Genomic DNA, 23,239 nt, shown 5'->3' on the forward strand with positions numbered 1-23,239 from the left:
GCGAAGCGCCAGAGCGCGTTTGCCCGTCCGTCGATGCCGATGACAATAGCGGAAGGGCTGCCGCTCATGCGGCTTGCGCCGTCGTGCCGTAGGTGATGCCTTTCTCCTTCAGCCAGCGGCGATAGGCGATCGACGAGCCGTCGGCCCGCGTCGGGATTTCCGCGCGCGGCTCGAGCGGCAAAAGAAGTGGCCGCTGGTTCTCCAGGATGATGCGGTCCTGCAGGAAGATGAGCTGCTGGAACTGCACCAGTTCGGTCGTGGTCGATACGTCGTCGATCAGGAACATGACGGGGTGTGCGCGGCAGCGGTCCGGATCGAGGGGCTGCACGAATAGGCAGATCACGTCCCACCGGGTAGCCGAGTTGGGGCAGGTCTTGTAGAGCATCACCGCGAAAGGATTGGCGACCCGGTACATGTATTGGGTCATGATGCCGCCGGTCGCCGAGAGTGCTGCCTGCGGCTGGAAGAATTCGCAGTTGGTCGCCCATACCTCATCCACGTCGCGGCGGATTTCGGTTGTGTAATGCCGCACTTCCGTGTGCGGCTCGGCGCCCAATATGTCGGTATGGACGAAGGGGAAATGCGCCATGTCGAGGAAATTCTCGATGATGCGCAGGCCGGACGCCTTTACCGCGATTGCTCCGCAAACGACAGGCCGGCGGTCGTCCTCATAGGCCTCCGGGATCGACAGCACATCGCCGGCCGGCATGCCGAGCGTGATCCATAGATAGCCGTAGCGTTCCTTGGCCGGGACTTGGCTGCCGTCACCGGCACGCGACACATTGACCGCGCCTGCCGTATCGCGGGCTACCAACAGATCGATGCCCAGAAGCCGGTTCGGCATCGTGCCGACCGGAATCTCGTTCACCGCTTCAATGCAATACCATTGATCGAGGGCCGCCTGCTCCGCAGCTCGCTTAATGGTCATTGTTGCGTCCTTCCTGTGCTGTCTCACTGCCGATAGATGCGGTCCATCACGGCCCGGTGGTCGGCCATCGCCGCCTCGACATCGAAAGAGGCGAAGTCGCCTCTCGCGATAATCTGCCGGCCGTTGATGTAGGAATAGTCGACCTTGAAAGGTCCGCAAAGCACCAGCGCGGCGAGCGGGTCGCGCTCGGTGCCGGAAAGGCCGAGTTGGCTGCGTTTGACCGCGATGAAGTCGGCGCACATGCCGGGTGCGAGATGGCCGATGTCATTGCGGCCGAGCAGGGCAGCGCCGCCGCGCGTCGCCATTTCGAGGGCTTCGCGCGCGGACAGCGCCGTCGGCGTGCCGCCGAAACCGCCGCGGCCGCCGGGCTTTTCGGAGAGATAGTGGTGCGGCGCGACACGCTGAAGCATCAGCGCCAGCCGCGCTTCCATGAACAGGTTCGACGTGTCGTTCGAGGCCGAGCCGTCGACGCCAAGGCCGACCTTCACACCCTTGTCGAGCATCTCGCGGATCTTCGCGATGCCCTGCCCGCAGCGCATGTTGGCCGACGGGCAATGGGTGACCCCGGTGCCGGTTTCGGCGAAGCGGTCGATCTCGTCGCTGGTCATGAAGATCGAGTGGGCGAACCAGACGTCGTCACCGAGCCAGCCGACGGATTCGGCGAACTCGACCGGCCGCTTGCCATAGATTTCGAGGCAGTACTTCTCCTCGAAAAGCTCTTCGGCAAGGTGCGAATGCAGGTTTACGCCCTTGTGGCTGCGCGCCAGCGATGCCGCATCGCGCATCAGCTCCGGCGTCACCGAGAAGGGCGAGCAAGGAGCCACGATGATGCGACTCATCGAATGCCGCGACGCGTCGTGATGGCTGCCGATCAGCCGTTCGGCATCCTTCAGGATATCCTCTTCCTTTTCGACGCAGCGGTCCGGCGGCAGGCCGCCCTGGCTTTCGCCGCGCGACATGGCTCCACGCGCAGCGTGGAAACGCAGACCGATATTGCGGGCCGCACCGATCGTCGCGTCGAGCGTGCAGTTGTTGGGCAAGATGTAGAGATGATCGGAGCTGGTCGTGCAGCCCGAATGGATGAGCTCGGCCATCGCTACGCGCGCCGAGACGCCTATCGCATCGTCGTCGAGCTCGGCCCAGATCGGATAGAGCGTCTTCAGCCAGACAAGCAGCTCGTCGTCCTGAGCCATCACACGGGTGAGGTTCTGGTACATATGATGATGCGTGTTCACCATGCCCGGCATGACGACATGGCCCGATAGGTCGAGCACTTCGTCGGCGCTGGAGGCACTGAGTTCGGCGGTGGTGCCGACCGCTTCGACGACGTTGTCGTCGATCAACAAGGCGCCGTCGGAAATCTCGCGGCGCGTATCGTCGAAGGTGGCGAGCAGATCGATGTTCTTGACAAGCAGGCGAGGCATGATGGTCTCAACGCATGTCGCGGAAATAGGGTTCGCCGAGAGCAGCCGGCGCGGCCATTACCCGGCGCATGCGCTGCCAGGTGAGTACCGGCACGATGATCAGCGCGATTGTGCCGAGATAGGGTAGCATCGACAGGATCGGCGCGGCGATCGGCCAGTTGCGTGCCTGGCCGACGAAGCCGAGCGAGGTGATGAGACCGAACAGCAGAGCGGCCAGCACGGCGTTGAGGGGCCGGTAGCCTGCGAAGATAACGAGAGAGACGGCAATCCAGCCGCGGCCGGCCACGACGCCTTCCGACCAGGAGGGAACGAAGGCAAGCGTGAGGTAAGCGCCGGCGCCGGCCGCCAGCGCCGAACCCGCGGCGACATACCAGAAGCGGATGCTTTGCACCGAAATGCCGGCGGCGTCGGCTGCCGCGGGGTTTTCGCCCACCGCGCGCATATTCAGCCCGTGGCGCGTGCGGAACATGATGTAGTGCAGCACAACCGGCAAGACGATGTAGATCAGGTAGACAAGAATGTTCTGTGTGAAGATCGCGCGACCGAGCAGTGGGATGTCGCTAAGATAGGGAATAGCGATCGGCGCGAAGGTCGCCGGCGCCGGCATGCCGGAATAGGCGCGACCGATCGTTGCGGCCATGCCGGTGCCCATCAGCGTCAGCGCCAGGCCGCACAACACCTGGTTCGCTTTGACGACGACGGTGCCAAGCGCGAAGACACAGCCAACGAGGAAACCGACGGCAAGCGCAAGGACGAAGCCGAGCATAGGGTGCGGCGTGGCGACGACGACCGCGATGCCAGTGATTGCACCGAGCGCCATAAGCCCTTCGACGCCGAGATTGACAACGCCGGCGCGCTCGGAGAGCGTCTCGCCCAGCGCCGCCAGCGCCAGCACGCCGCCGGCGAGAATGGAGGTCTGGATCAGTCCGGCGATCATGTCCATGGGTGTTTCCTCAGCTCGCGGCCGGTTCAGTCCGCGTGATGCGGTAGTGAGCGAGTTCGTTGCCGATCGCCGTGAAGAACAGGATCAGTCCGGTGATGGCGAGCACGGCCGAGACGGTGATGCCTTGCGTCTGCAGGATGATGCCCGAATTCAGGATGACGCCCATCAAAGCCGCGCCCGCGAGCACGCCAAGTGAGGAACCACGCGCCAGCACCGCGACCATGATGCCGAGATAGCCGAAATTGTTGGAGATGCCGCCCTGCAGGCGATGCACCGTGCCAGCTACTTCCAGCATACCGGCGATGCCGGCAATCGCTCCCGACATCAGCAGGACGACGATCAGGCGGCGGCGGAACGGCATGCCTGCATAAAGCGCCGCGCTCGGGTTCGACCCGGCGACCCGCACCTCGTAACCCCAGCGCGTGTAGTTGAGCAGTCCTGCGATGGCAAAGGTGAGCAGGATCGCCAGCGGGAAACCGTAGTGCACGATACCCCAGAATTCGGGCACGTCATGCGGCAGACGCGCAGTGGTCGCGAGCGCGTGGCCGCTCGGGTCGAGCCATGGGCCGGTGGCGACATAATAGACCATCAGCGTCGCCACGAAATTCAGAAGCAGGGTGGTGATGAGTTCGCTGACATCGGCGTAGGCGCGCGCCAGCGTCGGCACCAGTATCCAGAGCAGCCCGCCGAGCGCGCCAGCGATGAACATAACAGGCAGGATCAGCCAGGTCGGGCCGGGAATGAACAGCGCGACCGCCGTGGCGCCGAAGGCGCCGGCATAGAATTGGCCCTCCGCGCCGATGTTCCAGGCGCCGATTCTCAGCGCTACCCAGACCGACAGGCCTGTCAGAATCAGGGGAGTGACCAGAAGTCCGACATCTTCCAGCCCGAAGCTCGAGCCAAAAGTCGAGCTGAGCACCTCCCAGGCGAGTTCGATGGGAGCGTTGCCGCGAGCGGCCAGAACCAGGCCGGCGACCACCAGCGCCAGCACGATCGCCAGGGCACGTGCCGCAAAGGCAACGGAGGGCTGCGCGGATGGAACGCGCTGGAGCTTGATCGCCAAGGTCAGTGCTTCCCGGCAGCGGCCTGGGCGCCGGCGCTGGACCGCATATGCCCGCCCATCATCAGGCCGATTTCCTCGATGTCGGTGGCGGCAGTCTCCACCGCGCCCATGATCCTGCCATGGAACATCACGGCGATGCGATCCGACAGGTTGAACAGCTCTTCCAGTTCCTCGGAAATGAAGAGCACCCCGACGCCGGCATCGCGCAATTCGACGAGATGGTGCATCATCGTGTTGATCGCTCCGACATCGAGGCCGCGGCTCGGATAGGCGGCGATCAGAACCTTGCTTGCGATGCGCATCTCGCGGCGTGCGACGAGGCGCTGCTGGTTGCCGCCGGAAAGGTTGCGCATGGGCATGCCGAAATCGGGCACCGCAACGGATGCCGCTTCGGCGATCGTGCGCGCGAGAGCAGCCGCAAGGCGCGGTCGGAATGCGAGGCCCTTTGAAACAGGCGCCGACGCATATTCGCGGATTATGGCGTTGTCGGTGATTGAAAGCGCCGGCGCCAGGCCGCTGTGCAGCCGGTCTTCGGGAATGTGGCCGACGCCGAACTTCGCGTAATCGACCGCGCCGGCGGTCGTGACGTCCTTTCCGCCGAGCACTATCTGGCCGGAGTGGATCGGCCGTAAGCCGGTGACGGCCTGGGTCAGCTCCTTCTGGCCGTTGCCGGCCACGCCGGCGATGCCGAGAATCTCTCCGGCATGGATGTCGAGCGAAATCTCGTCGAGAAGGATGCCGCCCACGTCGTCACGCGCGACGACGGATTTGAGGCTGAGCACCGGCTCGGCGGAGATGCCGGCCGCGCCTGGCTGCCTGGCACGCAGATTGCTGAGCACGATCTCACGGCCAACCATCAGGCGCGCCAGCATCTTCTCGCTGCAGTCCGCGGTCTTCTCGGTGGCCACCTTGCGGCCGCCGCGCAGCACGGTGATGCGGTCGGATATCTCCAGGACCTCGTCGAGCTTGTGGCTGATGAAGACCACCGCATTGCCCCGGGACACGAACTGCTTGAGCGCCTTGAAGAGCTCGCGCGCCTCCGCCGGAGTAAGCACTGCAGTCGGCTCGTCGAGGATCAGAACGCGGGCGTTGCGCGCGAGCACGCGTAGGATTTCCACGCGCTGCTGCTCCCCGGTCGAAAGATCGGCGACGCGCGCGGATGGCCGCACCGCGAGGTTCAGCTTCTCGGCCAGTGCGGCAGTCCGCGCCTCGAGCACGGACGAGCCAATACGCTTGGGCGTTTCGGACCAGCCGAGATGAATATTCTCGGCGACCGTGAAGGCGGTCACCAGCTTGAAATGCTGGTGGACCATGCCAATACCGGCGGAGATCGCATCGACCGGAGACGCGAAGCGTTTGGCATAGCCGTCGACGACGATCTCACCGGCATCCGGCTGATAGATGCCGGTGAGGATGTTCATCAAGGTCGACTTGCCGGCGCCGTTCTCGCCGAGCAAGGCGTGGATCTCCCCCGGCATCACGTCCAGGTCGACATCCTGGTTGGCAACGACGCCGGGGAAATATTTGCTGATGCCCTTGAGCAGCACGAGCGGCGGCGCGCCGGAGCCCGGCTCGTAACGCCCCGGGGAGCTGGACGGCACCTGCACGCCGCCGTAGCGGTGCTCACTCGAAGCATGATGAACTGGAACAAAATCATTCATCCTGCTTAGCTCTTGCCCTCTGCCGCATAGTCTATCCGAAAACTCTGCAATCTTCGGGATCACGCTTGGAGGCCGCTGACGCCTTCGATCGACCAATCCCAGTTGTAGAGTTCCTCTTCGGTCATGCGATGGCCGGCAGCCACCTTGACGTTGCCGTTGGTGTCCTTGATCTCGCCCTCGAACGGGCTCCAGCCACCGAGAATCTTGTCGCGCACGACATCTGCCTGCTTTGCGACCTCCGGGGGCACCGTCTCGCCCCAGGCATCGCGGTCGATACCGCCGCCCATCGGCAGGATGGTCTGCGAGGGCGTCCACTTGCCTTCGAGCCGCAGGCGCACCTGGTCGACATAGAATTTCTTGAAGTCGATGGCGATCGAGGAGACGTAGGCCTTCGGCCCGTAGCGGCGGATGTCGGTATTCCACATGACGGCCTTCGCGCCGCGCTGCTCGGCCACCTGCAGATAGCCGGCTTCGTCCATGATGCCAAACAGAAGGTCGGCGCCGTTGTCGATTAGCGCGGTGCCGGCCTGGGTGGCCGCCTGCGGATCGAACCACGAGTTGATGACGATGGTCTGCATCGTGGCGTTGGGATTGACCGAACGGGCGCCCATCAGGAAGGCGTTGGTGCCGGAAAAGACCGACGGAACCGGGAAGGAGGCGACGTAGCCGAGCTTGCCGCTCTTGCTCATCAGGCCCGCGGCGACACCGGTGACGTAGGTCGGATACCAGTGGGCAAGGTAATAAGTCGAGAGATTTTCGAGCGGGTTGCGGCCATCGCATTCATAGAAGGCGACGTCCGGCGAACGCTTGGCCACGTCGTAGAGGAAGTCGCCATAGTTGGAAGTGGCAAACACCATGTTGGCACCTTCCGAGACAAACTGGCGGAAAGTGCGGGTCGCGTCGGCCGAGTAGGGGATGCTTTCGACGAACAGCGTCTTCAGCTTCGGGAACGCTTCTTGCACGGCCTTCATGCCCTGGTCGTGGCTCCAGGTCCAGCCTTCATCGGTCACCGGACCGGTGTGGCCGAAGGCGATGACAGCGTTTTCCTCGGCGACGGCGGCGAGCGGCGTTTGTGCATGCGCGGGCGTGATAAGGCCGGATTTCGGCAGGAGCAGCGAGGCGCCGGCTGCGGCGCCCATGTTGAGGAAGCCTCGGCGGGAGAGATTGCGCAGGTCGATCATGCGTCGGTCCTTTGTTCCGTGTTATGTTCAGTTCGGGAGAGACAGTTCGGTTTCCATGAGGCGGTCGATTTCTGCCGACCAGTCGGCCAGCCATGCCTGTTTGATGTCGTCGTCGAGCCATGCGGCGGACACGCCGGCCAGCGCGATCTGCTTCAGTGCTTGCGGCCCGAGCGCAAAATTTTCGGCGATCAGCGCGTATTCGCGGTCGAGCGTCGTGCCGAACATGGGCGGATCGTCGGAGTGGATCGTCACGGTAAGCCCGGCCTCGATCATGCGGCGGATCGCGTGGTCGGGCGCGGAAAGGTCGCGCCAGACAGTGGTGGCCAGCGTCGTACTCGGACAGCAGGTGAAGACGATGCCCATCTCCCTGCACTGTTCCATCAGCGCCGGGTCGTCGACCACGTGGTAGCCGTGGTCGATCCGTCTTAGGCCGAGGACGTCGACGGTATCGCGGACGTAGCCCGCCGGGCCGTCCTCGCCCGCATGGTTGGTGACATTGAGCCCGGCCGCCCGCGCCGCTCGACGATGCGCGCGAACATCGGCGGCGGGTTCGGGCGTTCCTCGTAATCGAAGCCGATGCCGATCACCTCTGCCGGGCGCTCGGCCAGAACCATGTCGAGGAAGCGCTCGCCACCTGCCGCGCCGAGCGGCTTCGCATGCGCCGGTATCAGCTTTGCTATAAGCCCATAGCGCTCCTTCGCGCGGTGAAAGCCGTCGAGGATGCCTTCGAGCATAGTCGAATAGGCCACGCCATGAGCCAGATGCGCATGCGGGCTGAAGAACAGTTCGACGTAGCGCGCACCGGCCTTCGCGCAGCGCTCCAATGCCTCGAACGTGATGCGAGAGAAATCGTCCGCGGTCCTGATCGAGGCGCAAACCAGATCGTAAATCTTCAGGAAATCCAGCAGGTTGCCGTAGCTGTAGAGCTCCGATGTCGGTCTGCCGTCCGGCAGCGGCACCGCGTTCAGCGCCGCCAGCTCGGCGAATGTCTCTGTGGAGACGGCGCCCTCGAGGTGCAAGTGCAACTCGACCTTGGGTATAAGCTGAATGAAACTTGACAACGACATCGACGCTCACCCGCCCGGACCGGCAATCCCAAGCCGTACCTGGTTTTCTTGGGCGACGGACGGCTGCCGAGTTGTTCGATAATCGCGGCTTTTTCCAACTGTCCGATCACCTGATACGCAACAGATGTCAGGGAAACGGGGCTTGCACAAGCCAAAAAATGATGCCTAACTAGACACATTCTAAAACTGCATAAAAAATGTGCAGGCCGGGAGAAATATAGGCATGAAGCACCTACTGGAAGCGCAGAACCTTGCGCCTCCGCCTCAAACAACGTGCCTGCGCTTCGTCGGCCAACTGGTGTCGTCGAGCTTTAGCGAGTTCGCCGACAGGCGTGCCGCTCGGCTCAATCTCGATCTGCTGGTGCACGAAGCCGCGGACGATCTTTTTGTCGTCCAGGTTTCGGGCCAGCCCGATCTCATCGATGCCTTCGAGATGGCATGTAGCCTGGGACCAATCGACTGTCTGGTGATGGACTGCGAACGGGCCGAAATTCGGGAATATTCCAGAGAGGAAGACGCAGAATGACGATACAGGCTGGATGGCACCCAGTGGCGCTGTCGGGGTCGATCGAACCGGGCAGTTCGGCGGGGGCGCGCCTTTGTGGAAACGAACTGGTGGTGTGGCGCGACAACAGCGGCGCAGCGCATGTGTGGGAGGATCGCTGCCCGCATCGCGGTATGAAGCTGAGCTTCGGTTTTGTCCGCAGCGATCATATTGCCTGTCTTTATCACGGCTGGCAGTACGATGCGGCCGGCCAGTGCCGATACATTCCGGCCCACCCCGATCTCAGGGTGCCGGCGTCCATTACCGTGTCTGCCTACATCTCGGCCGAAGCGGCTGGCATGGTCTGGACGGCGCTGGACCCGGCAGCAGCATTGCCAGAACTGCCTGCCTTGCCAGAGGAGGTGGTGCCGGTCCGCAGCCTGTATCTCGACAGTCCCGCCGCAATGGTGATCGATGTCGTGAAGGCCATGCCGCCTTCGCCCTCCTCCAGCGGATCCGGGGTGGCCGATCTGAAGGTGCTGAGCGGGATGCTGTTCAGCCTGACGGCCGGCGAAGACACGCTGCTTCTTGGCCTGCAGGAGCTGACCGGCAAACGATCGGCCCTGCACGTCGTGATTGACGGACCGGCAGCCAAGTATGCCGGCAGGGGGCAGGAGCACTTCTTCGCTTGGACGAGCGAGCTGCGTCATCATCTCGAGACCGGGCGTACCGGCGCGACCTCGACGACGCGGGCCGCATGATGGCGGGGATCACGCTCTACAACTACGAGCTGGACGAAAACTGCTACAAGGTGCGGCTGGCGCTTTCCATGCTCGGCCTGGAATGGCAGACCGTTGCAGTCGATGCATTTCCGGGGGCGGAGCAGAAGACGCCGCCATTCCTGGCCATGAACCCGGCGGGCAGCCTGCCCATTCTCCGCGACGACGAGGTAACGATGTTCGGCGCCGAGTCCATCGTCGTCCATCTGGCGCGCAGCCACGATTCAACGGGTGCATGGCTGCCGGCGGATGGTGCGGATTTCGCCAAGGTGATGCAGTGGCTTTTCTTCGCGGCCGGCGATCTTGGCGTTGCAGGCGCCGCGCGCCGCCATGCCATGTTCGGTGCCGCCGGCGACGAGGCTACGCTGCGCGCCGGTGCCGCGCACGCGCTCCGCGCCATGGACGACCATATGACCGCGCGGGGTTTCGAGAAGAAAGAATGGTTCGCTGCTGACCGCCCGACCATCGCCGACATCGCACTTTTTCCGGCTTTTGCGCTGAGCCGCGATTTCGGCGTCGACCATGACGAGTATCCGGCGCTGCGCCGCTGGGCGCGGCGCTTCCGCGTGCTTCCCGGCTTCATGACCATGCCGGGCATCCCCGACTACCATTGACGCCCAACATTCAACGAGAACGAGGCTGGCAGCAAAATGACCTTTCTCACGCGCTTTTCCGTCCAGCCGCTCTCGTCCATGACCCGGCGGCTGGCCGGCGTCGCTTCCGGGCGAGCCGATCCCGATCTGGTCATTGCCGGCGCACGCGTGTTGTCGACCTACTCGGAGCGCGTGCTTCCGGGCCGCGAGATCTGGTTGTGGGGAGGGCGGATCGCCGCTGTGAAGCCGGCCGGCACCTATAAGGGCGGTACCGCCAGGATATATGACGCCAGGGGCGGCATCGTCGCCCCCGGCCTGGTCGATCCGCACATCCACATCGAATCCTCGATGGTGACGGCCTGCGCCTATGCCGAGGCGGCGCTGCTCAACGGCACCACGACCCTCTTCTGCGACAGCCACGAGATCGGCAACGTCATGGACGTTGCTGGCATCGAGGCGATGCTGGAGGACGCACGCCTGGCGCCATTGTCCATTTTCCTGACGGTTCCGAGCACCGTCCCGGCAACTTCGCCGTTGCTGGAAACGGCCGGTGGCGACCTGACAGCCGAGAAGGTGGGCGCATTGTTCGACAAATGGCCGGAAGCCGTGGCGCTCGGCGAGAAGATGGATTTCGTGCCAGTGGCTATGGGCGATGAGCGCAGCCATGCCATCCTCGCTGCGGCGCTGAAACGCGGCCGTCCGGTGTCGGGCCACGTCTATGGACGCGAATTCGTGTCGGCCTATGCCGCGTCCGGCGTCACCGATACGCATGAGGCGATCGACCGCGAGATCGCTGACGACATGCTCGAAGCCGGCATCTGGCTGTTCCTGCGTGGCGGCCCGCCGACGACGCCCTGGCACAGCCTGCCCGCAGCGATCAAAACGATCACGGAACTCGGAGCCTCGCACAAGCGCGTCGCGGTCTGCACCGACGACCGCGATGCTGACGACCTGATGCTCTTCGGCCTGGACTGGGTGACGCGCGAGGCGATGAAGGCCGGCATGACGCCGGAGCAGGCCTGGGCGATGGGCTCGCTGCATGGCGCGACGCGCTTTGGTATGGAAGGCGAAATCGGAGGCCTCGGTGGTGGCCGCCGTGCCGACCTGGTGCTGCTCGACGACGGCTTCGATCCCGTCAGCACGTGGTATGGCGGCGAACTCGTCGTCGATGACGGCAAGATCACGCCGCTGCTCGACCAGGCCCTGTCGACCCGCTACCGCTATCCGGACGCGGCCTACCACACAGTGAAGCTGCCGAAGCAGATCAAGCTGACGCCGGACCTGCCAACCGGCAAGGTGGTGGCCCATACCATCCGCACCGAACTGCCGGGGATCACGCTCGGCCACCAGAAGATCACGCTCGATCCGGCCAACGGCTGGCAGAACCATTTCGACCGCCACGGCCTGTGCTTCGTCACTGTGGTCGAGCGCCATGGCAAGTCGGACGGCAACGTCGCCTACGGGCTGCTCAGCAATTTCACGCTGCGACGCGGCGCCGTCGCATCGTCTGTCGGCCACGACAGTCACAACATCATCATCGCCGGCCTCAACGAGGCCGACATGCAGGTGGCGCTGCGGGCCATCGAGGAAACGCAAGGCGGCGTCTGTGTCGTCGTCGACGGCAAAGTGACTGCCATGGTTGAACTGCCGATCGCCGGCCTTTTGTCCGACAAGCGCGTCACCGAGGTCGCGGAGGAGGTGAAGATCCTCAAACGGGAATGGGAGGCGGCCGGCTGCTGCATTCCCTATATGGGCTTCAACCTCATCCCGCTCTCGGTCATCCCCGAAATTCGTATCACCGACAAAGGTCTCGTGCTGGTGCCGGAAATGGAGATCGTCCCCGCCTTTGAGGCCGCCTGAGTGGATCCCTTCCGACTTGGGCTGGTCTCACCGCGCATCCATTATTTCCAAATGGTCGCGCGGCTGGGCTCGGTTCGCCAGACCGCGCAGGCGCTCAACGTGGCGCCATCCTCCATCAGCCGCGTCATCAAGGGCCTGGAGGACGAACTGGGCACGCCGCTCTTCGAGCGTGTGCGCCAGCGACTGAAACTGACCAGCGCAGGCGAGCTTCTGCTCTACCACGCGCGTCAGAGCATCACCGAGTTGGCGCGCGCCTCGTCCGAGATCAACGATCTCAGTGGCCTCAACCGCGGCTCGTTGTCCGTGGCGATCGTGGAGAGCGCGGCGCGCGGGCTGGTGCCGAACGCGCTGAAGGAATTCTGGAAGCGCCACCCGCAGATATCGGTCGATGTGCATGTCGCCGGGTCGCAACGCGCCTGCGATGCGGTTGCCGACGGCGAATGCGATCTGGCGCTTGCTTTCGACGTGCGCGTGCCGCGCAACGTGCGCAAGATCGCGAGCACGCCTCTGCCGCTGGGCGTCGTCGCTCATCCGGACAGCCGCCTTGCCGGCCGCAAGGAAGTGAAGCTGTTCGATCTTGCCGGCGAACAGGTCATCGTCTCGGACAACAGCCTTGCGCTGGGGATTTCGATCGACGATGCGATCGGGCGCTCCATGATCGACCTCACGCGACGGTCACGGACCAACTCGATCGGACTGATGACCGAGATGGTGCGCCTCAACCTCGGCGTGGTGCTTCGCACCAAGCTCGGCATCGAACCGGAAGTGGCTGACGGATCGCTCGTTTTCGTGCCGTTGCGCGATTCTCGCATGAATCCGCACCGGCTGATGCTGCTCGCCCGACTTGAACGCGAAATGTCGGATGCGGCCTCCGCATTCGCGGCGCTGCTGGCCCGCATGGTCGAGGCGTTGCATGATTAGTTGTTGCATTTTGCGCATCGATAGAGAGAGAAATTTGTCTCTATCTCGAACAACTGAGCTTTGCGAGACTTCCCGGCCGAAGGGGATGTCATGAAGCAGAGTGCGGTCGACGCGGTCATTCGGGGGCTGAAACGGGCAGGAGTGAGCATCGTCTGCTACCTGCCCGATTCGCTGTTCAAGGAGCTCTACCCGGCCCTTGATGCCGATCCGGATATCCGCACGATCCGCGTCACCAACGAGGGTGAGGGCGCGGCGATCTGCGGCGGGGTCTTCCTGTCGGGCAAGCGCGCGGCGCTGGTCATGGAAAATTCCGGCTTGCGCGCGTCGGTCGAGCCGCTGGCCCGCATGGGCCTCGGAGCCGGCATCCCGGTCGTGATGCTGATGAGCTATCGCGGCGAGCTCGGAGAGAACAACTGGTGGGCAATTCCGCATGGCATCACCATGGAGCCGGTGCTGAACGCGCTGCGCGTGCCCTACCGGATCGTCACCGAGGAGGCGAAGATCGAGCGCGCCATCGTCGACGCCTATTCCTGGTCCTATGCGTCCTACTACCATTCGGCCGTGGCTCTCGGCGGCGAGGTGGTGCGATGAAACGCTTCGACTGCATGAAGGCTCTTGCCGCGCGGCTGAAGGATGAGCTGGTGATCCTTTCGCTCGGCGGCAGCGTCGACGAGTGGTACAACGCCGCGCCGCATATGCGCGAGGCGAGCCTGTTCCAGCAGCAACTCGGCTGCGTCACGCCGCAGGCCTTCGGGCTCGCCGCCGGGTTGCCGCACCGCCGCGTCGTTTCGCTTGATACGGATGGCGGCCTGCTCTTCAATCTGGGCATCCTGGCCACGCTCGGCAACGAACAACCGAAAAACCTCTTCATCGTGGTCTGGGACAATGAGTGCTACCAGTCGATCGGCGGGCCGCCGACGCATACGGCGCTGGGCCGCGTCGACCTTGCTGCGATCGCGCGCGGCGCCGGTGTCGAGAACGCCCATACAGTGCGCACGGTGGACGAGTTCGACGCGCATTGCGCAAGGGGGCTCGCGATGGAGGCACCCTATATAGTGGTCGCCAAGGTCTCGGGAACGGTCCAGCCGGACATCAAGCGCAAACACAGCGACGGCCGCGAGGACAAGTATATCTTCGTCCGCCACGTCGAGGCGAGCGAAGGCATCGTCATCATGGGCCCGAGCGAGCACAACTGACGAGATCATGGGCATCCTCGGACCTGTCGTCCCCCGACGCGTGTTGAAACGCAGCTACGATTACGTGGTGGTCGGCTCGGGTTCCGGTGGCTGTGCGGTGACGCGGCGACTGGTCGATGCCGGCGCCGACGTCCTCCTGATCGAGGCCGGCCCGACGGGTCTTGGGATCGAAGAGATCGAGGACCCCGGCAAGTGGGTGCCGCTTGGCCGCGGCACCTATGACTGGGGCTATGACTATGCTCCGACACTGAGCATGAACGGGCGTACTATCGGCATCCCGCGCGGGCGCCTGCTTGGCGGCTCAAGCGCCATCAACGCGATGATGTGGTATCGCGGCCATCCGCATGATTACGATGCCTGGGAGGCTGGCGGCGCCAAGGGCTGGAGCTTCGCCGACGTGCTGCCCTATTTCCGGCGCTGCGAGGACTGGCGCGACGGTGCAAGCGAATTTCGCGGAGCGGGCGGTCCGCTCCGTATCGAGCGCCCGGCGGCACTGCACCCGGTCGCGCAGGCGCTGATCGATGGCGCGGCCGAGATCGGCATCCCGGTGATCGACGATCCGAACGGCCCGAGCAACGAGGGGGCGGCGGCCGCGAATTTCAACATCTTCGACGGCAAGCGCTGGAGTTCGGCGACGGGCTATCTCGTGCCGATCCTGGATCACCCGATGCTGACGGTGCTGACCGGATCCGCGGCCATCGGCCTGACGGTCGAAGGCAGCCGATGCGTCGCGATCAAGCACCTCGTCGGCGGCGAAATCCGCGAGACGCGCGCGCAACAGAGCATCGTGCTCGCGGCAGGGGCCATCGACACGCCACGCCTGCTGATGCTGTCGGGCATCGGCGATCCGGTCGAACTGCAGCGGCTTGGTATTGCGGTCATTTGCGCCCTGCCGGGTGTCGGCCGGAATCTTCAGGACCATCCGCTGGCGCAGGCCTGCGTCTTCCGCGCGAAACGACCGATCGGACCGATAGTGGGCAATGGCGGTGGCTCGATGGTCAACTGGAAGTCACGGCCGGACCTGTCGCAGCCCGACCTGCATGCCTTCCCCGTCCAGGGCAACAGCGCCGAACCGGCGATCCGCGCGCGCTACGATACATCCGGCGATGTCTTTTCCTTCGGTGCGGGCCTGATGCGCTCGAAGAGCGTCGGGCACTTGAAGCTGCTCGACGGCACGCCCGGCGGGCGGCTCGAAATCCAACCGAACTTTCTGGCGGAACCGGAAGACCTCGACGCCATGGTCACTGCGGTCGAGATGGTGATGGAGATGGCGGCTGCAAAGGCGAACGCCGGTCTCTTCCGCAACTTTGCCGCACCTGACCGCCGACTGACCCGCACCGAGACCATCGCCTTCATCCGCGAGGCGTGCTCGACGTTCTTCCACACCTGCGGAACCGCCAAGATGGGCGAGGACGCGATGGCCGTCGTAGACAGCCGTCTCGCCGTGCACGGGCTGGACGGCCTGCATGTCGCCGATGCCTCGGTGATCCCGACGATCCCGACCTGCAACACCCACGCGCCCGCCACGATGATCGGCGAGCGCGCCGCCGATTTCCTGCTCGCGGCGGCAGCTTGAGGATGCCATGACCGACGGAACGCACACAGGGTACCCGCGATGACCCCAAGCCTCATCCTTGCTGCCGACACGCTGCTCACCATGGATGAAGATAACCACGTGCTGCCTGACGGCGCCGTGCTGGTCGAGGATGGTCGTATCGCCGCGGTCAGCGCACTCGCAGCATTGCGCGCTGCGTATCCGGCCGTGGCCGTGAAGAAGCTCGACAATGCGGTGCTTCTGCCCGGGCTGGTCAACGCGCATGCGCATTCCGGCTTTCTGCGCGGCACGGCGGAGCACCTGCCGGTCTGGGACTGGCTGACGCTCCATATCAATCCAATGCATCGCGTGCTGCAGCCGCACGAGGCCGAGGCGGCATCGTGGCTCTGCTACGCGGAATCCGTGCTCGGCGGCACGACCACCGTCGTCGACATGTGGCGGTTCATGGAAGGAAGCGCCAGGGCGGCCGAGGCGATCGGCAACCGCCTGGTCGCCGTGCCTTACGTCGGCGAGCATCCCGACTACAACTACTTCGACACGCTCGACATGAACGAGGCGATGATCGAGGGCTGGCATCGCAAGGCGGGCGGCCGCATCAATGTGTGGGTCGGGCTGGAGCATCTGTTTTATGCCGACGAAGCCGGCCAACGCCGGGCTATCGAACTCGCAAGGAAACACGACACCGGCTTCCACACCCATTGCAGCGAGGCCGAGATCGAGATCGCGGAATTTGAGCGGCGCTACGGCAAACGCCCGATGTTCGCGCTGGACGACCTTGGCTTCTTCGAAACGCCGCGCGCCATGATCGCCCACGCCGTCTGGCTCGATCGAGAAGAGATCGAGCTTATTTCCAAGCGCCGCGTTTCGGTGGCCCACAATCCTGTTTCCAACATGAAGCTGGCAAGCGGCATCGCGTTGGTGGCCGAGATGCTGAAGGCCGGCGTGCCTGTCGGGATCGGCACCGACGGCGAGAAGGAGAACAACAATTTCGACATGTTCGAAGAGATGAAGGTGACTTCGCTGCTGGGCAAGCTGAAGGACCTCGACGCCGCCGCCATGGATAGCTGGCAGGTGCTGCGGATGGCCACCATTCTCGGCGCCAGAGCGATCGGCCTCGACCACGAGATCGGCTCGATCGAAGTCGGCAAGCGCGCCGACATCATCGCGGTCCGCACCGATACGCCGCGCATGACGCCCGTCTTCCGCGACGGACCTTATTTCAACTTCCATCACAATCTTGTCCACGCTGTGCGCGGCAGCGACGTGTCTTTGACTATGGTCGATGGCGAAATCCTGGCCGAGGACGGCGCGTTGCGCACCGGCGAGCTGCGCGAGATCATCGCCGAAATCCATCGCGTCGCGCCTGGTCTGTTCGCCCGGCGCGCCGCTTTCCTTGCCGAGAATTCCGGCGGCAGCCTGCAATGGACCCAATAGGGCGGGCCTCGGTGATGAAGACGACGGACAGGGCGGCACTGGACGATTGGTACGCGGTGGAGACGGTCGCCGATCTAGATGGCGCGCCGAGCCGCACGCGGCTGCTCGGCCAGGACATCGAACTGGTCCGTGACATCACGGGTGCAATCACGGTTCGGGAGATACTGGACGACGGCAACCGCGGCCCCGCGCTGCCCGTCCGGCAGCGCTACGGCTGCGTCTGGACGACGCTGGGCCGGCCCGGGAAGGAAATCTTCGAGATCGCCGAGGCATCGGAGCCCGACCGCCGATACGTGCCCTGCGGCTGGGTGACGATGCGGGCTTCGGGTTTGCGCGTCGTAGAGAATTTCCTCGACATGGCGCATTTCCCCTTCGTGCATACCGACATTCTCGGTTCGGAGCCGCACACGGAAGTGCCGGCCTATCTGAGCGAGATACGTCGCGAGGTGGACGAGGTCTGGGCGACCAACTGCACGTTCTTCCAGCCGCGCATTGCCGCAACGGAAAGCTCCGGCGCGTTTGTGCATCTGACCTATCGTGTGCCGAGCCCATTCGTTGTGATGCTCTACCGTGTATGCCCCGGAGCGCCCGGTCGGCTCGATGCGATCGCGCTGTTCATCCAGCCCATCGAGGAAGACCTCTGCCGCGCCCAGCCGGTCATGTATCTTGTCGACTCCGCTTCGACGCAGACGGCGTTGCTCAACTTCGAACAGGTCATCTTCCTGCAAGACCGGATCATCGTGGAGAACCAGCGGCCGCTGCGCCTTCCGCTCGAGCCGCGGATGGAAATCCCGACACGCGCCGACGGTTCCTCCATTGCCTATCGCCGCTGGCTGAAGGAAAAAGGCATTCGTTTCGGCACGACCGCGGTAGCCACATGACCGGGCCGGATCTCCAGGTGCTTCGCCCGGCCTCCGTTGCCGAGGCGCTGTCGTTGGCAGGGGAGTGCGCATCGCAACTGGTCGCCGGAGGCACGGCGCTGCAACTCTGCTGGGCCAAGGGCCTGCCAAAGCCGCGGTGCCTCATCGACATCGGCCGTATCGCCGGCCTGAAGGGCATCCAACCGGCCGCCGATGGGTTTCGCATCGGCGCACTGACGACCCTGGGTGCCTTGGAGCGTGACCGGGCAATAGGCGAGAATTTGCCTCTGCTCGCCGCCGCCGTCCGCGCCACGGCGGGACCTGCCGTCCGCAATCTCGGAACTCTGGGCGGCAACGTCGCCGGGCGCATGGGTTGCCTTCTGCCGGCCCTGCTCGCGACCGACGCGCAGCTGGAGATCGTCTCACCGGCCGGGCACGCCGTCGTGTCGCTCGCGCAATGGCTGGCCGCCGCGCCGTCCGCGGGCCTCATCAAGGCGGTGATTGTTCGACCGCAACCAACTGCCGCTCGCTGGACCCATCGCAAAGTCGGCCTGCGCGCCGCCTTTACCCGAAGCGTGGCCGGTATCGCCGGGCTGATCGAAACGGCGCATGATCGCATCATCGTCGCGCGGCTCGCGGCCAGCGGCGGCGGGCAAGCGGCCCGTCTCGACCGCGCTGAAGCGCTGCTTGTCGGCCGGCACCTGCGGGAGATCGATTGGGCCGAGCTGCACGCCGCAATTCTCGAAGAGGCGCCGGCGATCGATGATGCATGGCGGTCCGACCGCTATCGGCGCAGTGTCGTGGCGAATGCGCTGGTCTTCGGGCTCGGCGGAAAGTTGTCCCAAGGAGCACATTCGCCGCGCCGGCGGACCGTACCGTCCGGAGACCCACCTGCCGAAATTCTCGTGTCCCGATCGGAGACCGGTGCACGCTGGTACCAGCGGCCGGACGGTGCGCCGAAAATCGCAGGCAGGCTCGAATACCTGACCGACCATCGCGAGCCCGGCATGCTGGTCGGGCGCATTCGGCGTGCCGGCGTTCCCCATGCAAGGATCGTTTCCATCGATACGAGCGCGGCCGAGGCGCTGCCCGGCGTCGCGGCGGTTGTAACGCACCGCGACATCGCCGGCAGCAATGCCTACGGCATTGTCGTGCAGGATCAGCCTGCACTGTGCTTCGACAAGGTGCGCTATATCGGCGACGCTGTTGCTGCCGTTGCCGCTGTTGACACGAAGACGGCCGAACGCGCGCTTGCTCTCATCAGGGTCGAATACGAGCCGCTGCCAATTGTGAGCGATCCCCAACAGGCACTCGCCGCTGGAGCCGAGCCGGTCCACGTCTCAGGCAATCTGCAGTGCAGCTTCGAGTTCATACGTGGCGATGCCGCCGCGGCTTTTGCCAAGGCGGCTCATATCGTCGAGGCTGTCTACGAAACGCCGAGCCAGATGCACGGCTTTATGGAGACGGAGGGCGGCTACGCTTTCGTAGGTACGGATGGCACCCTGAACGTCTTTGCCGGTGGGCAGCATGGCCGCCGCGACCGCATGCAGCTCTCGCGCATCCTCGGCATGCCGCAAGAGCAGATACGGGTGGTCACCAGCCCGACTGGCGGCGCTTTCGGCGGCAAGGACGAGCTGACCGTGCAGCCGGCCCTGGCCCTGCTGGCACTAAAGACCGGACGCGCCGTGCGGCTGCATCTCGGCCGGGCGGAATCCGTCATCGCGGGTACCAAGCGCAATGCGATGCGCATCCATATGCGCACCGCCTGCGACGCCGAGGGTCGGCTGCTCGCCCAGCAGGTGGATGTGATCGCGGATGCCGGCGCGTATGCGTCGCTCGGCCCGGGCGTTCTTGAGACAGCGCTCGAACACGCCTGCGGGCCATATGTCGTTGCCAACATCCTCAGCTCGGGCCGGCTCGCCTACACCAATAACGGCGTCTGCGGCGCGTTTCGTGGCTTCGGTGCCAACCAGATGGCCTTTGCGGTAGAGTGCCAGCTGGATCGGCTGGCCGAAGCCGCCGGCATCGAGATTATCGAGATACGGCGCCGCAATTTGCGCGAGCCTGGCACGCGAGGCCATCTCGGCCAGCAGGTCGCGCCGTCCGAACGTCTGGCCGAGATGCTGCAAGCCGCCGCTGCTGACCCGATCTGGGCCAAGGCGCGCGGCCCGTCGTTCGACGGCTATGAGACGATCGGCGTCGGCATGGCGATGAACTATCAAGGCAACGGACTCGGCACGCTGCCGCCGGACCCGGCCGGAGGCGCGTTGCGCCTGGCTCCGGATGGCATGATCGAAGCTCTCTACGGCCTGGACGAGATGGGACAGGGCCTGCTCACCTCGGTGAAGGCCGCGGTCGCCGGAGCGCTCGGCTGCGGCCGCGACGATGTCCGGCCGGTCACCGGCGATACGGCGGCGACGCCCGAATCCGGTTCCTCTACCGCCTCGCGCGGCACTCACGTGGCCTGGCGGGTCGCGGCAGTCGCCGCACCACCTTTTACGCGCGACCTGCTGGCCGCAGCGGGCCAGTTGCTTTGCCGCGAAGCCGGGACGCTGGCGCTGGCGCCCGGCGGCATCGTCGAGCGACATTCCAACAGCGGCTCACGGCTCATGAGTTTCGCCGAGCTTGCCAAGGCGTTGCCTCCGGACCGGCTGCCAGCTGCTGCCGTCAGCTTTGAGTTTCCGAAATCGGACTATCTGGAAGGCAATGCACGTCTGATCTTCGCCTTCGGCGCGACACTGGCGCGCGTTGCCGTGAGCCGCATCACTGGGCAGGTACGCGTGCTCGAGCTCCATCAGCACACCGCGGCCGGACCGATGCTCGATGCTGCCGCCTATCTTGGCCAGATCGAAGGCGGCGGCGTCCAGGGGCTGGGCTTCACCCTCACTGAGGACGCGGCGATGCGGGATGGCCGGTATCTTGCCGGCAACCTCGATTTCTACATGCTGCCAGGCATTGCCGACACGCCGGAAAGCCTCGCGACCTTCGCGTTGGAGGATCTGGACGAGAACGACCCGTTCGGTCCGCGCGGAGTTGGTGAGCTTGGCATTGGCGCCGTGACGCCAGCCATCGTCAACGCGATTGCGGATGCCACAGGAGCTTGGCCCGAGCGCATCCCGGTCGATCCTGAATGGGTACTCGACGCCCTGCAGAGGAGTGCAGCGTGAGTGCCGAGATCGAGATTACCTTTAACCTCAACGGCTGCCGCCGGGCGCTGGCCATGCCTGCCGAGTTACGCCTGATCGACCTGCTACGCGACCATTTCGGCATGACTGCCGCCAAGATGGCTTGCGGCATCGGCCGCTGCGGCGCTTGTTCCGTGCTGATGGATGATCGCGCGGTCAATGGCTGTCTGGTCATGTCGTGGCAGCTCGACGGGGCCACCATCATCACCCCGGAAGGTTTCGACGTCGTTGCCGAAGCCGTTGTCCTGCGCCGAGGCTCTGGCGGCCGAAAACGCCTTCCAGTGCGGCTACTGCGCACCCGGCATCACTGTTGCGCTGACCGCTCTGCTGCTGGAGAATCCGGCTCCAGACGTGTCTCAGATCCGCGCTGCGCTCGAAGGCAATATCTGCCGCTGTACCGGCTATCATTCCATCATCCGCGGTGCTCTCGCCGCGGTCGAGGCGCTCGCTTGCGGGATACGGACATGACGATCATCATCCGAAATGATGAAGCCAGACATGCAGGCGTCAAGGCGTTCCTGGCCAAACCCAGAATGCGGCACCTGATCGGCGGCGGCTGGTGCGACGCCAGCGATGGCGCAACCTTGCCCGCGACCGATCCTGCGAATGGCGACACGCTCGCGCTGCTGGCGCAAGGCACAGCCGATGACGCCGGGCGCGCCGTTGCTGCGGCGCGTGCTGCTTTCGAAGGCGAGAGCTGGCGCGACATGACACCGTCGGCACGCGGCAAGCTGCTATGGCGCATCGCCGACCTGATTGAGCGCCATGCCGATGAGCTTGGAGAGCTCGAGACGCTTGACCAGGGAAAGCCGTTGAAGACCTCGCGCTTCGCCGAGATTCCCGCCTCGGCCGAGCAGTTCCGCTATTTTGCCGGTTTTGCCACGAAAATCCTCGGCACGACCATCCCCACCTCCATCAGCTACCAACCGGCGGGCAGCAAGATTTTCGCCTATACGGTGCGCGAGCCGATCGGTGTCGTGGCAGCCATAACGCCATGGAATTCGCCGCTGCTCATGGCCTCGATGAAGCTCGCCCCGGCACTTGCCGCAGGCTGTACGATCGTGCTCAAGCCGGCTGAGGAAACGTCGCTCACCGCGCTCAGGCTCGGCGAACTGATGATCGAAGCCGGCTTGCCGGACGGCGTCGTCAATATCGTGACCGGTCTCGGTGAAACTGTGGGCGCAGCATTGGCTGCAGATTCCGATGTCGATAAGGTCGCCTTCACCGGCTCGACGGAAGTCGGAAAGATGATCGTCTCCGCAGCGCGCGGCAATCTGAAGAAGCTGACGCTCGAACTGGGCGGCAAGTCGCCGGCCATCATCATGCCCGATGCGGACATGGGGCTCGCAATCCCCGGAGTGGCCCGGGGGATCTTCGCCAATGCCGGCCAGGTCTGCGTCGCCGGCTCGCGTGTCTATGCGCATCGCTCGATCTACGACCGTCTGGTGGAGGGTCTGGCGGAAGAGGCGCGAAAGCTGCGTCTCGGACACGGGCTTGACCCGAACACCGACCTTGGTCCGCTGGTCAACGGAACCCAGGCTGCGCGCGTCGCCTCCTATGTCGGCGATGGTGCTTCCAGCGGCGCCGAGATCATCACCGGTGGCCGGCGCTTCGACAACTTCTTCGAGCCGACCGTGGTCACCGGCGTCCGCCCGGACATGCGCATGATGCGCGAGGAAATCTTCGGCCCGGTGGTTGCCGTGACACCGTTCGACGATGTCGCGGAGGCGGTAAGCCATGCGAACGACTCGCCCTACGGCCTCGCCGCAAGCGTCTGGACCCGCGACCTTTCCACTGCGCATCGCCTTGCCGCACGTGTCCGGTCGGGCACCGTCTGGATCAATTGCCATTCCTACTTCTCGCCGGAATTGCCGAAGGGCGGCCACAAGCAATCCGGTTGGGGCTATGAGAACGGCGCACCGGGCCTGGAGAACTATCTCGAGACGAAAACGGTCTGCGCGGTGATCTAGCCGCGCCTTCGCCGCGATGTTCGCGGATCGGCGGCTGACAGCCTTTCCATCCGCGCACAAGGATTGATCGAAAATTGCCAGGACCCTCCTAAGGACCAGTTCCTTGACGGCGCTGGTCCACATCGACGTTGCGCT

At 64.6% G+C, this 23,239-nt stretch carries 19 protein-coding genes and 1 pseudogene; 13 read left to right on the forward strand and 7 right to left on the reverse strand.

The window, feature by feature from the left end; genetic code table 11:
- Window positions 1-64 precede the first annotated feature (64 nt).
- The 7 genes and pseudogenes from AC0L2X_RS02280 to add form a co-directional block, all read right to left on the reverse strand.
- Window positions 65-928 carry an aromatic ring-hydroxylating dioxygenase subunit alpha gene (locus AC0L2X_RS02280; RefSeq protein ID WP_473553481.1) on the reverse strand — a complete coding sequence of 288 codons (864 nt, stop codon included), beginning with the start codon at window positions 926-928 and terminating at the stop codon, window positions 65-67.
- A gap of 23 nt (window positions 929-951) precedes the next feature.
- On the reverse strand, window positions 952-2,352 hold the full coding sequence (locus AC0L2X_RS02285) for an 8-oxoguanine deaminase (RefSeq protein WP_473553482.1): 1,401 nt from the start codon (window positions 2,350-2,352) through the stop codon (window positions 952-954).
- A gap of 7 nt (window positions 2,353-2,359) precedes the next feature.
- The gene (locus AC0L2X_RS02290) at window positions 2,360-3,295 is read right to left on the reverse strand and encodes an ABC transporter permease (RefSeq protein WP_473553484.1); all 936 of its coding nucleotides are present in this window, start codon (window positions 3,293-3,295) and stop codon (window positions 2,360-2,362) included.
- A gap of 10 nt (window positions 3,296-3,305) precedes the next feature.
- On the reverse strand, window positions 3,306-4,358 hold the full coding sequence (locus AC0L2X_RS02295; protein ID WP_473553485.1) for an ABC transporter permease: 1,053 nt from the start codon (window positions 4,356-4,358) through the stop codon (window positions 3,306-3,308).
- A gap of 2 nt (window positions 4,359-4,360) precedes the next feature.
- Window positions 4,361-6,019: an ABC transporter ATP-binding protein gene (locus tag AC0L2X_RS02300; protein ID WP_473553487.1), complete on the reverse strand. Its 1,659-nt coding sequence runs from the start codon at window positions 6,017-6,019 to the stop codon at window positions 4,361-4,363.
- Between the two features lie 59 nt (window positions 6,020-6,078).
- A complete protein-coding gene (locus AC0L2X_RS02305) occupies window positions 6,079-7,200 on the reverse strand; it encodes a BMP family ABC transporter substrate-binding protein (protein WP_473553489.1) in 1,122 nt (373 codons plus the stop codon).
- A gap of 27 nt (window positions 7,201-7,227) precedes the next feature.
- Window positions 7,228-8,267 (reverse strand): annotated as a pseudogene (gene add / locus AC0L2X_RS02310) (adenosine deaminase).
- Window positions 8,268-8,490: 223 nt separating this feature from the next.
- Between add and AC0L2X_RS02315 the strand changes: the two are divergent.
- The 13 genes from AC0L2X_RS02315 to AC0L2X_RS02375 all read left to right on the forward strand — a co-directional run bounded on the left by AC0L2X_RS02315 (window position 8,491) and on the right by AC0L2X_RS02375 (window position 23,104).
- Window positions 8,491-8,793, forward strand: coding sequence for a hypothetical protein (locus AC0L2X_RS02315; protein ID WP_473553492.1), 303 nt, complete (start codon window positions 8,491-8,493; stop codon window positions 8,791-8,793).
- Window positions 8,790-9,512 (forward strand): Rieske 2Fe-2S domain-containing protein, encoded by a 723-nt coding sequence (locus AC0L2X_RS02320; protein WP_473553494.1) that lies wholly within the window; start codon window positions 8,790-8,792, stop codon window positions 9,510-9,512. Before AC0L2X_RS02315 ends, AC0L2X_RS02320 begins: the two co-directional genes overlap by 4 nt.
- Window positions 9,509-10,144, forward strand: coding sequence for a glutathione S-transferase family protein (locus AC0L2X_RS02325; RefSeq protein WP_473553495.1), 636 nt, complete (start codon window positions 9,509-9,511; stop codon window positions 10,142-10,144). Before AC0L2X_RS02320 ends, AC0L2X_RS02325 begins: the two co-directional genes overlap by 4 nt.
- Before the next feature lie 36 nt (window positions 10,145-10,180).
- Complete coding sequence (locus AC0L2X_RS02330) at window positions 10,181-11,983, forward strand: adenine deaminase (protein WP_473553497.1); 1,803 nt, start codon at window positions 10,181-10,183, stop codon at window positions 11,981-11,983.
- Window positions 11,984-12,904: a LysR family transcriptional regulator gene (locus AC0L2X_RS02335; protein WP_352489696.1), complete on the forward strand. Its 921-nt coding sequence runs from the start codon at window positions 11,984-11,986 to the stop codon at window positions 12,902-12,904.
- A gap of 90 nt (window positions 12,905-12,994) precedes the next feature.
- Window positions 12,995-13,495: a thiamine pyrophosphate-binding protein gene (locus AC0L2X_RS02340; protein WP_023674235.1), complete on the forward strand. Its 501-nt coding sequence runs from the start codon at window positions 12,995-12,997 to the stop codon at window positions 13,493-13,495.
- Entirely contained in the window at window positions 13,492-14,100 is a 609-nt protein-coding gene (locus AC0L2X_RS02345) for a thiamine pyrophosphate-dependent enzyme (RefSeq protein ID WP_352565710.1), read from the forward strand. The genes AC0L2X_RS02340 and AC0L2X_RS02345 overlap by 4 nt, the downstream gene beginning before the upstream one ends.
- A gap of 7 nt (window positions 14,101-14,107) precedes the next feature.
- Window positions 14,108-15,676: a GMC family oxidoreductase gene (locus AC0L2X_RS02350; protein WP_352489698.1), complete on the forward strand. Its 1,569-nt coding sequence runs from the start codon at window positions 14,108-14,110 to the stop codon at window positions 15,674-15,676.
- Between the two features lie 39 nt (window positions 15,677-15,715).
- Window positions 15,716-17,089 carry an amidohydrolase family protein gene (locus AC0L2X_RS02355; RefSeq protein ID WP_473599241.1) on the forward strand — a complete coding sequence of 458 codons (1,374 nt, stop codon included), beginning with the start codon at window positions 15,716-15,718 and terminating at the stop codon, window positions 17,087-17,089.
- Between the two features lie 14 nt (window positions 17,090-17,103).
- Window positions 17,104-17,970: an aromatic ring-hydroxylating dioxygenase subunit alpha gene (locus AC0L2X_RS02360; protein WP_352489761.1), complete on the forward strand. Its 867-nt coding sequence runs from the start codon at window positions 17,104-17,106 to the stop codon at window positions 17,968-17,970.
- Window positions 17,967-21,116 (forward strand): molybdopterin cofactor-binding domain-containing protein, encoded by a 3,150-nt coding sequence (locus AC0L2X_RS02365; protein ID WP_473553500.1) that lies wholly within the window; start codon window positions 17,967-17,969, stop codon window positions 21,114-21,116. Before AC0L2X_RS02360 ends, AC0L2X_RS02365 begins: the two co-directional genes overlap by 4 nt.
- 246 nt (window positions 21,117-21,362) lie before the next feature.
- On the forward strand, window positions 21,363-21,602 hold the full coding sequence (locus AC0L2X_RS02370) for a (2Fe-2S)-binding protein (RefSeq protein ID WP_473553502.1): 240 nt from the start codon (window positions 21,363-21,365) through the stop codon (window positions 21,600-21,602).
- Window positions 21,599-23,104 (forward strand): aldehyde dehydrogenase family protein, encoded by a 1,506-nt coding sequence (locus AC0L2X_RS02375; protein ID WP_473599242.1) that lies wholly within the window; start codon window positions 21,599-21,601, stop codon window positions 23,102-23,104. Before AC0L2X_RS02370 ends, AC0L2X_RS02375 begins: the two co-directional genes overlap by 4 nt.
- Window positions 23,105-23,239 lie beyond the last annotated feature (135 nt).

This window comes from Mesorhizobium sp. WSM4828 (assembly GCF_055811175.1).